Source organism: Mesorhizobium waitakense (assembly GCF_056431085.1).
Map to the genome: position 1 here is coordinate 1 of NZ_JBWKME010000016.1, position 11,565 is coordinate 11,565.

The following is an 11,565-nucleotide window of genomic DNA, read 5'->3' on the forward strand; positions in this document are numbered from 1 at the left end:
GTATCGCCATGCGAGCTGACAAAACCGACCAGAGCTTCGCAGCCTTCATCAATCTTGCTGCTGCCGTCATAAACTCACGATGAATCTCAACAAGCCTTAGGGCAAGTTTGGTCGTCGTTCTCATGGTCTTCTCCTGTTGCATCGCCACCCCCGATGCGGCCGGACGAACCGCTTCACGGTCGTCCGGCACGAAGCAAAAGATCAAAGTCCTTCCTGACCTTTTGCGACGTCTCCTTGAGGTGCGCTTCCAGCACACCGAAATCCGGCAGGTCGGTCACCGCCAGAAGCAGATCCGAAAGCCCCGGCGGGACATCGTCGCGCTCGAAGGCTCCGGTGAGGCACAGCCGCGTCATCTGGGTCAGCGCCAGATAGAGCGCGTAGGCATCGCCAAGTTCCTGCCGGACCCCAACATCGGCAAAGCCCGGCGCCAGGCGCGACAGGATTTCGGCCGTGCCGGTGGCACGTCTAACGGCCGGGGCACGTGCAACGGCCGGGGCACGTGCAATTGGCACGGCCGGGGCACGCGGTCCGGCTTCGACCTGCCCGGTGAGCACCGCCACCTGGGCGATGAATTCGAGATCGATCAGGCCGCCGGGAATCAGCTTGATGTCCCATAGGTCGCGCGGCGGCTTTTCCTTTTCGATCATGGCGCGCATATCCGAGGCCTCGGCCATCACCTTTTTCGCCTCGCGCGGCTGGCCAAGCACTGCCGCCACTTCCGCCTCAACCTCGCCGCACAGGCCGGCGTCGCCGGCAATGGCACGCGCCCGCGACAGCGCCATGTGCTCCCACGTCCAGGCCTCCTGGCGCTGGTACTTCTTGAAGGCATCGACATGGGTGGCCACAGGCCCCTTGTTGCCGGATGGCCGCAGGCGCAGGTCGAGTTCGTAGAGCACGCCTTCCGCGGTTGGCGCGGACACGGCCGCGATCAGCCGCTGCGTCATGCGGGTGTAGTAATGCGAAGGCGCCAGCGGCTTGTCGCCATCGGATTCCTCGGCATCCGGCGCGTGGTCGTAGAGCAGGATGAGGTCGACGTCCGATCCGGCGGTCAGCTCGCGGCTGCCGAGCTTACCCATGCCGAGCAGCGAAACCACGCCGCCGGCAATCGTGCCGTGGCGTGCCGCGAATTCGGCGGTCACCGCCTGTAACGCCGCCTCGATGGTGAGATCCGCAAGATCGGAAAAGGCGCGGCCGGCCCGAGCCGGATCGATCGAGCCGGCCAGCAAGCGGACACCGATCAGGAACTTTTGCTCGGAGGCAAAAATGCGCAGCCGGTCGAGCACGTCCTCATAAAGCCTGTCGCCCTCGACAAAGGCGGAAAGCCGCGCCGACAGGTAGGCACGGTCCGGCAATTCGGTCAGCAAGGCCGGGTCGAGCAAGCCATCGAAGACATGCGGTCGGCGCGTGATGATCGCCGCCAGCCGGGGTGCGGCACCCATGATCGTCGCCATGAGCTTCAACAGGGCCGGATTGGACTGCAGCAAGGAGAACAGCTGGATACCGGCAGGCAGGCCAGCGAGAAACTCGTCGAAGCGTATCAAGGCTTCGTCGGCCCGGCGCGTCTGGCCGAAGGACCGCAGCAGCGCCGGCGTCAATTCCGTCAGCCGCTCGCGCGCTTCCGCCGACTGGGTGACGCGATAGCGGCCGAAATGCCAGCCGCGGATGACCCGGCAGATGTCGCTCGGCCGCTGAAAGCCGAGGCCGTGCAAGGTCCGCAGCGTGTCGGGATCGTCGACATCGCCGGTGAAGACCAGATTGCCGATGCCTGTCGAAAGCTCCGGCGCGGTTTCAAACAGGGCGGCGTAATGGCGCTCGACCTGTTGCAGCGAGGCACGAAAGGCCTGGGAAAAGTCGGCCGCATCGGCAAAGCCGAGCATGTGGGCGATGCGCTCCAGCCCTTCGTCGTCTTCCGGCAGCGTGTGCGTCTGCTCGTCGGCAACCATCTGCACGGCATGTTCGACACGCCGCAGGAACCAGTACTGACGAGCCAGCGCATCGCGGGCGTCTGATGTAATCCAGCTGCGCGCCGCAAGCTGGCCGAGCATCGGCACGGTCTCTCGCCCGCGCAGTTCCGGGAAACGTCCGCCGGCGATGAGCTGCTGGGTCTGGACGAAGAACTCGATCTCGCGGATGCCGCCGCGCCCGAGCTTGACGTTGTGGCCCTTCACGGCGATCTCGCCATGGCCCTTGTGGGCGTGGATCTGGCGCTTGATCGAATGGACATCGGCAATCGCCGCGTAGTCCATGTATTTGCGCCAGATGTATGGCTGCAACTCCTTGAGGAAGGCAGCGCCGGCGGCGAGGTCGCCGGCGACTGGACGCGCCTTGATCATCGCGGCGCGCTCCCAGTTCTGGCCGCGCGCCTCATAATAGCGCAGCGCTGCCTCGACAGGGATCGCCAGCGGTGTCGAACCGGGATCGGGGCGCAACCTGAGATCAGTGCGGAAGACATAAGCGTGCTCGGTGCGGTCCTGCAGGATGCGCACCAGGCGACGCGTCAGGCGCGAAAACAGCTCGGTGGCATCAAGTGGATCAACGACGGCGGGCGCCTCCGGATCGAAGAAGACGACGAGATCGATGTCGGAGGAAAAATTCAGCTCGTGCGCGCCAAGCTTGCCCATGCCGAGCAGGATCCAGCCCGATTGCCTCGACGGATCGTCGATATCCGGCAGCTTGAGCTTGCCCTGGCCATGCGCGTCGCGCAGCAGGAAGTCGACGGCAGCGCGGGTGCAAGCGTCGGCCAGATCGCTTAGCCGCCGCACCGTCAGTGCCGTTTCGGCTTCGCCGGCAAGATCGGCCAAAGCGATCAGGAAATGCGCCTCGGCCTTCCACTGGCGCAGTTCCATCATCAGGCCGGATTCCGAGACTGCCTCGACCAAATGCGCCTGGCCGATGGCGGCGCCGATCGCTTTCAGCCGCGCCTCGACCGTCTGTTCGAACAGGCCGTCCAAAATCTGCGGCCGGCGACGCGCGATATCGCGCAGGAACGGCGACAGATCGAAGACGGCTGCCAGGAAATCCTGGCCTGTCCCCGTGCCGGCCAGGAATTTGGCCAACCGCGCCAGCCCTTCTTCCCGCGCCGCGGAAGCGATCTCGGCCAGCTCTTGCCGCGCCCGGTTTTCGTCGAGCGGAACAAGCCTGGCGGCCGGCTTCAGCAGCCAATCCGTCTCCACCTGCTTCGCAGCCGCGCTCATCAGTGATCCTCCCGCGAGGGGAAACTCATGACCACGGATAATCCGGGATTGCCAGGCAAGAGATCAAGCCGGCCGTTGTGGAATGTCATGACCGCCTTGGCGAGGCTCAGGCCAAGACCGGAACCTGGCTGCGAACGGCTTTTCTCCAGCCGCACGAAACGCTCGGTCGCGCGGGCACGGTCGCCATCGTCGGGAATGCCGTGGCCATTGTCGGCGACCGACAGTCGAACTTCGGTACCGATCCGCTCAACAGCCACGCGCACGGCCGGTTGGGCGTTGGAGTCGGTCGAATATTTGATGGCGTTGTCGACGATGTTCGACAGTGCCTGGCCGATCAATTCGCGGTTGCCGTTGACGAAGACCGTCTCCCGCACGTCTGTCTCCAGCGAGACGCCTGCCTCCTCCGCCACCGGTTCGTAGAGCTCGACGACATCGCGCACGGCTTCCGCAAGATCGACGCGGTTGGTGTTTTCGGAGGAGTAGCCAGCCTCCAGCCGGGAGATCATCAGGATGGCGTTGAAGGTTTTTATCAGCTGGTCGGACTCGGCAATCGTGCCTTCCAGCGCCTGGCGGTAGTCGGTGGTCTTGTGCTTGCCCGAAAGCGTCGCCTCGGCCCGGTTGCGCAGCCGGGTCAGCGGCGTCTTCAAATCATGCGCGATGTTGTCGGAAACCTGTTTCAGGCCTTCGTTGAGCGTGGCGATCCTGGCCAGCATGGAATTGAGGTTTTCGGAGAGCCGGTCGAACTCGTCACCAGCGCCGGTGACCGGCAACCGGCCGGAAAGATCGCCGCCCATGATGCGGCGGCTGGCTTCCGACACGCCGTCGATGCGCTTCAGCGCGGCGCGACCGACAAAGAACCAGATCAGCAGTCCCCCAAGCCCCATCATGCCGAGCGCCAGCATCAGGGCGCGGCGAATGACGGCGCGGAACCGCTCTGGCTCGCCGAGGTCGCGGCCGACCAGCATGATCATCTGGTTGGGCAGCCGAAGCACCAGCGCAATGGCGTTGTGGCCCTTTTCGCCCTGCGCCTGCGCTTCGTTCGGGTCGGATTGAGTGGTGCTCTGGTCCGCCGGCAGATTGCGCTGCCGCTCGAGCTCTCCCTCACCAAAGCGCTGATAGGAGAACGGGCTGTTGGTCCAGCCTTCGGTCTCGAGCACGCCCGGCTCCAGGCTCTGCACGTTGCCTGTCAGTATCTGGCCGTTGGCGTCGGCGATCAGATAGAGGTTGGCGCCGGGCTGGCGCGAGCGCTGCTCGACGACGCGCACCAGGATCGGCAGGCCGCCACGCTGATAGGCGCGAGCGAGGCCGAGCACTTCGTCGTTGATGGTCTCCTGCGTCTGCGCGGTCAGCATGCGCGCCGACAGCGAGGTCATGTAGAAGACGAGCAGCACGGCGCAGAGCGCGAAGAGCAGGAGATAGAGCGCCGAAAGCCGCGCTGCCGTCGTCTTCATGATGGCTGGCACGGATAGGGCCATGCTGCTGCTAGCCGCTCTTCAGCATGTAACCGGCGCCGCGAACCGTATGCAGTATGGACTTGTCGAAGCCCTTCTCGATCTTGCCGCGCAGCCGCGAAACATGGACGTCGATGACATTGGTCTGCGGATCGAAATGATAGTCCCAGACATTTTCGAGCAGCATGGTGCGCGTCACCACCTGGCCGGCATGGCGCATCAGATATTCCAGCAGGCGGAATTCGCGCGGCTGCAGCGTGATCTCGCGCGCCGCGCGGCGGACCGAGTGCGACAGCCTGTCGAGTTCCAGATCGCCGACGCGGTAGACGGTTTCCGCTTCCTTGGCGCTGGCGCGGCGGTTCAGCACCTCGACACGGGCCAGAAGCTCCGAGAAGGCATAGGGCTTGGTCAGATAGTCGTCGCCGCCGGCGCGCAGGCCGGTGACCCGGTCGTCGACCTCGCCGAGCGCCGACAGGATCAGCACCGGCGTCGTGTTGCCCCTGGACCTCAGGCCGGCAATGACCGACAGGCCGTCGCGGCGCGGCATCATCCGGTCGATCACCATCACGTCGTAGTCGCCGGCGTCGGCGAGCGCAAAGCCGGTTTCGCCGTCTCCGGCAACATGGGCAGTGTGACCGGCCTCGGTGAAGGCTTTCTGCAAGTAATCCGCAGCCTCGCGATCGTCTTCTATGACGAGAATCTTCATAGGACCGTTATACGCGATTTCGCTGGAAGGTTGAGTGGCAGACATCTGCATTGTGGCCTTTGCCAAAGCGCATCGCGATCAAGATCATCCGAAGCCGCGCGCGAAAAAAATCCTTGTCCCGACCTCGTTGCGCCAAGACCGCTGAAACGCTTTTTGACGACATGCCTTGAGGGTGCGGCAGCGGGCGATGGGAAGCCCGCTGCCGCCGGGGAGAGCGCGATGACTGACTAACGCGCTCTCCTCCATGCTTTCCCGTACGGCGGCTCGGGGGTGTTGAAACCGCCGCACTGGAAAAGTCGAACCTGCCGCCGGAGCGCCCTCATCCGCAGGGAGAAGACAAGAACGCTCCGGCGTCGTGCCTCAGCCCTTGGCGACGGGCAGCGCGACGAAACGATTGTTGTCGTCGCGGGTGATCTGCATCAGCACGGCCTTGCGGCCGGACCTGACTGCCTCGGTCATCGCCTTGGTGACGTCGTCGGTGGCGTTCACTTCGGTCGAATTGACCGATGTGATGATGTCGCCCGGCTGGATGCCGCGGTCGGCGGCATCGCTGTCGGGATCGACATCGGTCACCACAAGCCCCTTGCCGTTTTCGGACTTGGTGACGGTCAGGCCGAGATCGGCCAGCGAGTCGGGCTTGGCCGGAGCGGCGGGCTGCTGCTGGTCGGCCGATGCCTGCTTGTCGCTCGAAGGCAGTTTGCCGAGATCGACCTTGACCGTCTGGCTCTTGCCATCACGCCACACGGTGACGTCGACCGACTTGCCGGGCGAGTAGGCGCCGATCAGCCGGGCCAGTTCCTTCGGCGAAGCGACGTCCTTGCCGTCGACCTGGGTGATCACGTCACCAGCAATGATGCCGGCCTTCTTGCCGGGACCCTCGTCCTGGGCGCTGGAAACCAGGGCCCCATTCTGCGACTTCAGGCCCAGCGATTCGGCGATGTCGGAGGTGACCGGCTGGATTTCGACACCGAGCCAGCCACGCTGCACGGAACCGCTCTTCATCAGGTCCTGAACGACCTGCTTGGCGGTCGAAGCCGGAATGTCGAAGGCGATGCCGACGCTGCCACCTGACGGCGAGAAGATCGCGGTGTTGATGCCGACGACCTGACCGTTGAGGTTGAAGGTCGGGCCGCCCGAATTGCCGCGATTGACCGAGGCGTCGATCTGGAGGAAGTCGTCGTAAGGGCCAGCGCCGATGTCGCGGCCACGGGCCGAGACGATGCCGGCGGTAACCGTGCCACCGAGGCCGAACGGATTGCCGACGGCCACCACCCAGTCACCGACGCGAACCTTGGAGTCGTCCGCGAAGTCGACATAGGTGAACTTGCCGACGCCGTCGACCTTGAGCACGGCGAGATCAGTGCGTGGGTCGGTGCCGATCAGCTTGGCGTCGAGTTCCTTGCCGTCATTCATCACCACGGTGAAGGCCGAGCCTTCCTCGACGACGTGGTTGTTGGTGACCAGATAGCCATCATCGGAGATGAAGAAGCCGGAACCCTGAGCAACCGGTCGCGGCTGGTCGTTGTTGTGGTCGCGGTGGCTGAAGCGGCGATTACCGCCACCCTCGCCGTTCTGATCGCCAAAACCACGGAATTCCTTGAAGAAGCGGCGCAACTGCGGATTGTTGGGCAGGTTGTTCATGCCGTCCGGATCGTCGGACTGATCGGAGCCGTCATCGGCCGCCGGGCTGATCTTGGCCTTGACCTTGACGCTGACCACGGCCGGAGAAACGCGCTCGACGACGTCGGCGAAGCCCGGCACCTGCGGCGCCTCGACACGCACGGCATCGGCCAGAACGGGCCCTGTTCCAGTCGTCAGCGCACCGATGCCGATCGCGCCGGCAACGGCGATGGATGCGACGGCGGCCATCAGACGCTTGCGGGTGACGGAATATGAATTGGGGGCAATATTCATGGGGTCTCGTATCCTCTTTCAAATGGACGCCCTTGATCGGCATCCTCGGGAAAGAGAATTAGAGAGGCGCACATTACAGCGCTATTTCCGACGCATGAAATTTTGGTAATGTTTGGCGACGATCGCGACCGTCAGTCGCGGCGCAAAATGGCGTCCAACAATGCCTGCTCTTCGGCGGACAGGGATTTTGTTGCCAGCGTGCGACGCGACCGCGCGGTCATCACAATGAAAATGCCGCCAACGAGCAGCAGGATGACCGGCGTACCCCACAGCAAGGCATTGCGCAGCTCGAAGCGCGGCTTCAGCAGGACGAACTCGCCGTAGCGCGACACGACATAGTCCATCACCTGCTGATCGGTATCGCCGGCAACGAGGCGCTGGCGCACAAGGATGCGCAGATCGCGGGCCAGATCGGCGTCGGATTCGTCGATCGACTGGTTCTGGCAGACCATGCAGCGCAGGCCTTCGGATAGCGCCCGCGCCCTCGCCTCGAGCGCCGGATCGGCCAGCATCTCGTCTGGCTTCACCGCCTGTGCCGCGCCGGCGAAAAGCAGCGCCAGCAGCAGCACGATCGAGGTCAGCGAAAGCCGTGCGCTCATGGCAGGCCCGCGGACGGCACGGCACTGGCCTGCTTGCGCCGGCGCGACGGCGCGCCGACACGCAGGCGCCTGTCCATCAGCGACATGGCCGCGCCTGCCATCATCACCAGGCCGCCGCCCCAGATCAGCGTCACCAGCGGCTTCCACCACAGGCGCACCACGACGGAGCCGTCTTTGCCCTCGTCGCCGAGCGAGATGTAGAGCTGGGAGAGGCCCATCGTCCTGATGCCCGACTCCGTCGTCGTCATCTGCCGCACCGGATAGAAACGCTTGGCGGAGCTGATTTCGCCAAGCGCGCTGCCGCTGACGCCGATCAGCTCGAAGCGGCCGCGATCCTCGCTGTAGTTCGGACCCTGGGCAGGGTAGAGCCCGACGAAACGCAGCGTGTGGCCGGACAGTTCGACGGTTTCGCCGGCATGCATCGACAGGATTTTTTCCGTGCCGAAGCAAAGCGTGCCGACGATGCCGAGCGTGGTAAGGCCAAGGCCAAGATGCGCAAAGGCAGTGCCGAAGACAGATCGTGGCAAGCCGAGCAGGCGCCTGACCACGTTCCCGGCAGCAACGTTGCCGAAGCCTGACTTGACCGCGAGATCGGTGAGCGCGCCAAGGATCAGCCAGACGGCGAGGCCGACGCCAAGTGCGGCGAACACCGAGGCGCCGTCGATGAACAGAGCGGTGACCAGCGTCGCCAGAAGGGCGGCGGCAAAGGCCACCATCAGGCGTTGGGCGACGGCGAAGACATCGCCGCGCTTCCAGGCCAGCAGCGGCCCGAACGGAACCATCACCAGCAGCGGCACCATCAGCGGGCCGAAGGTCAGGTTGAAGAACGGCGCGCCGACCGAGATCTTGTCGGCCGAGAAAGCCTCAACGGCGAGCGGATAGAGCGTGCCGACGAGCACAGTCGCGGTCGCCGTGGTCAGGAACAGATTGTTGAGGACGAGCGCACCTTCGCGCGAAATCGGGTGAAACAGGCCGCCGGCCGTCAACCGGGAGGCACGCACCGCGAACAGCGCCAGCGAACCGCCGATGAACAGCGTCAGGATGCACAGGATGAAGACGCCGCGTGTCGGATCGGTGGCGAAGGCGTGGACGGAGGTCAGCACGCCCGAGCGGACCAGGAAGGTGCCGAGCAGCGACAGCGAAAAGGTCAGGATGGCAAGCAGCAGCGTCCAGATCTTCAGCGCCGACCGCTTTTCCATGACGATGGCCGAATGCAGCAGCGCGGTGCCGGCCAACCACGGCATGAAGGAGGCGTTCTCGACCGGGTCCCAGAACCAGAAGCCACCCCAGCCGAGCTCGTAATAGGCCCAGTACGAGCCCATGGCGATGCCGCCGGTCAGGAACATCCAGGCGACCAGGGTCCACGGCCGCACCCAACGCGCCCAGGACGCGTCGATGCGCCCTTCGATGAGGGCGGCGACCGAGAAGGAAAAGCAGATCGAGAAGCCGACATAGCCGAGATAGAGAAACGGCGGGTGGATGGCGAGGCCGAGGTCCTGCAGGATCGGGTTGAGATCGCGGCCTTCGATCGGCGCCGGATTGAGCCGGATGAACGGATTGGATGTCGCCAGGATGAACAGGAAGAAGGCGGCGCCGATGGCGCCTTGCACGGCCAGCACATTGGCGCGCAGCGTCGCCGGCAGGTTTGATCCGAAGGCGGCGACAAGCGCGCCGAAGAAGGTCAGGATCAGCACCCAGAGCAGCATCGAGCCTTCGTGATTGCCCCAGGTTCCGGTGATCTTGTAGATCAGCGGCTGCAGCGAATGCGAGTTTTCCCACACGCTCGCCACCGAGAAATCGGAACTCGCATAGGCGCTCGCGAGCGCTACGAAGGACAGCGCCGTCAAGGCAAAGCCTGTCACCGCGACCGGACCGCCGACAGCCATCAGGCGCTGGTTGTTCAGGCGTGCGCCAAACAACGGCACGATCGTCTGCACCAGCGAAAGCGCAAACGCCAGGACCAGCGCGAAATGTCCGGTTTCAACCATGGTTGCGCCCAGACTTTTGTTTTGCCGCAGGTTCTTGCCGCAAAACCGTGGGATCCCTTTGCGGAACCTGCTTACTCACTCTTGCTCTCCTGCCAGACGCCCTTGGCCTTCAGGCCGTCGGCCACCTCCTTGGGCATGTAGCGCTCATCATGCTTGGCCAGCACGCTGTCGGCAACGAAGGTGCCGTCAGGGCCGAAACTGCCCTCGGTGATGACGCCCTGCTCTTCGCGGAAAAGGTCGGGCAGGATGCCGGTGTAGGTGACTTTGACCGATTTGTGCGTGTCGGTGACCGAAAAGGCGACCGTCGCCCCCTGCCCGCGCTGGATCGTGCCTTTTTCGACCAGTCCGCCCAGCCTGATGCGCTGGCCGGGCTGGACACTGGCGGTGGTGAGGTCGGCCGGCATGTAGAAATAGGACGCCTTCTGGCCAAGCGCATAGAAGGTCAGCCCGGTGGCGGCGCCCAGGAAGGCCAGCCCGCCCGCGATCACCGACAATCGTTTCTGCTTGCGCGTCATGTCAGTCCTACTCCGTCGCCGTCAGGCCAAGCGAGGCGGCAAAGGCGGTGAATTTCTTGGCTTCGTCACTGTCGGCTCCGAAGACGGCAATAGCGCGACCCAGCGCGTCACGCGCCTGGTCGGCCTTGCCGAGCACGACATACGAACGAACGAGCCGCATCCATCCTTCCGGGTCACGCGGATTCTGCCGCAGTTTGTCGTCGAGACCAGCGACCATGGTGTTGATCATGGCTTCCCTGTCGGCGGGAGACATGGAGGAAGCGGCGTCGACATCGCCGGCATTGGGGCCGTTGGTGGCGCCGCCGGAGGCGACTTCGGGGCTGCCGGATTTGGCCAGCGCCTGCTCAACCGCGCCGCGCCATGGCGAATCCGGTGGCAGCCTGCCCAGCATCGCCTGCCAGGACGCGACCGCCTCCTTGGCGCGGCCCTCCTGCGCCAGCGCCATGGCCAGGTAGAAGCTGGCTTTCGCATTGGCCGGATCGAGCTTCAGTGCGGCCTCAAAGGCATCCTGGGCATCGGCCGAGACAATGCCGCCTGCCGCATTGGCGATCGCCTCGCCAAGACCGGCCCGGCGGACCGCGCTGTCGCCGTCGAGGCGAATGGCGTTGCGATAGGCCGCCGCAGCATCGGAAAAGCGCTGCATGCGCAGATAGACGGGGGCGAGCACATCCCACCCTCTGCCATCGGATGGATTGGCGGCAAGATGGGCCTCGGCCCGCGCCACCAACTCGTCCACCGAACTGTCGGCCGGATTCTTGGCCAATCGTTCACTGAGCGGTTGCGACGGCAGGTCGGGAGACCCGAGCTGGCTGTAGAGCCCCCAGCTGACCAGCGGGACCGCCAGAACGGCCGCGGTCGCCACCAGCCTCGCCGCGACCGAGGCCTGCCTGACGGATGCCTTGCCGGCCGCTGCCGCATTGTCGAGGCGGAGGATGCGGCGCGCGATCTCGGCGCGCGCTTCAGTCGCTTCGGCCGGCTGGATCAAGCCACGCGCGGCGTCGCGGTCGAGTTCGGACAACTGATCGCGATAGACTTCCAGATCGTGATCGCCGGTCGACGACGCGCCGTTCGAGCTGGCGGCCAGCGGCAGCAGCACCGCCAGGCTCGCACCCAGCGTGAGAATTGCGGCTATGACCCAGAACAGCATGGTTCTTCCAATAAAGGCAGAGCCATGCCCTGCCAACAGATGCATCCTGCG

The 11,565-nt window shown here is 64.8% G+C and carries 8 protein-coding genes; all 8 read right to left on the reverse strand.

Features of this window, described 5'->3' with window-relative positions; all coding sequences use genetic code 11:
• Positions 1 to 173 precede the first annotated feature (173 nt).
• Positions 174 to 3,194: a bifunctional [glutamine synthetase] adenylyltransferase/[glutamine synthetase]-adenylyl-L-tyrosine phosphorylase gene (locus AC07FD_RS02615; protein ID WP_478348524.1), complete on the reverse strand. Its 3,021-nt coding sequence runs from the start codon at positions 3,192 to 3,194 to the stop codon at positions 174 to 176.
• Entirely contained in the window at positions 3,194 to 4,669 is a 1,476-nt protein-coding gene (locus AC07FD_RS02620) for a sensor histidine kinase (protein WP_478348525.1), read from the reverse strand. The genes AC07FD_RS02615 and AC07FD_RS02620 overlap by 1 nt, the downstream gene beginning before the upstream one ends.
• Before the next feature lie 7 nt (positions 4,670 to 4,676).
• A complete protein-coding gene (locus tag AC07FD_RS02625; RefSeq protein ID WP_379106045.1) occupies positions 4,677 to 5,351 on the reverse strand; it encodes a response regulator transcription factor in 675 nt (224 codons plus the stop codon).
• Positions 5,352 to 5,711: 360 nt separating this feature from the next.
• Entirely contained in the window at positions 5,712 to 7,265 is a 1,554-nt protein-coding gene (locus AC07FD_RS02630) for a Do family serine endopeptidase (RefSeq protein ID WP_478348526.1), read from the reverse strand.
• Between the two features lie 131 nt (positions 7,266 to 7,396).
• Positions 7,397 to 7,864 (reverse strand): cytochrome c-type biogenesis protein, encoded by a 468-nt coding sequence (locus AC07FD_RS02635; RefSeq protein WP_478348527.1) that lies wholly within the window; start codon positions 7,862 to 7,864, stop codon positions 7,397 to 7,399.
• Positions 7,861 to 9,852, reverse strand: coding sequence for a heme lyase CcmF/NrfE family subunit (locus AC07FD_RS02640; RefSeq protein WP_478348528.1), 1,992 nt, complete (start codon positions 9,850 to 9,852; stop codon positions 7,861 to 7,863). The genes AC07FD_RS02635 and AC07FD_RS02640 overlap by 4 nt, the downstream gene beginning before the upstream one ends.
• Before the next feature lie 71 nt (positions 9,853 to 9,923).
• Positions 9,924 to 10,367 (reverse strand): cytochrome c maturation protein CcmE, encoded by a 444-nt coding sequence (ccmE, locus tag AC07FD_RS02645; RefSeq protein ID WP_095089931.1) that lies wholly within the window; start codon positions 10,365 to 10,367, stop codon positions 9,924 to 9,926.
• Between the two features lie 7 nt (positions 10,368 to 10,374).
• Entirely contained in the window at positions 10,375 to 11,514 is a 1,140-nt protein-coding gene (gene ccmI / locus AC07FD_RS02650; protein WP_457150985.1) for a c-type cytochrome biogenesis protein CcmI, read from the reverse strand.
• Positions 11,515 to 11,565 lie beyond the last annotated feature (51 nt).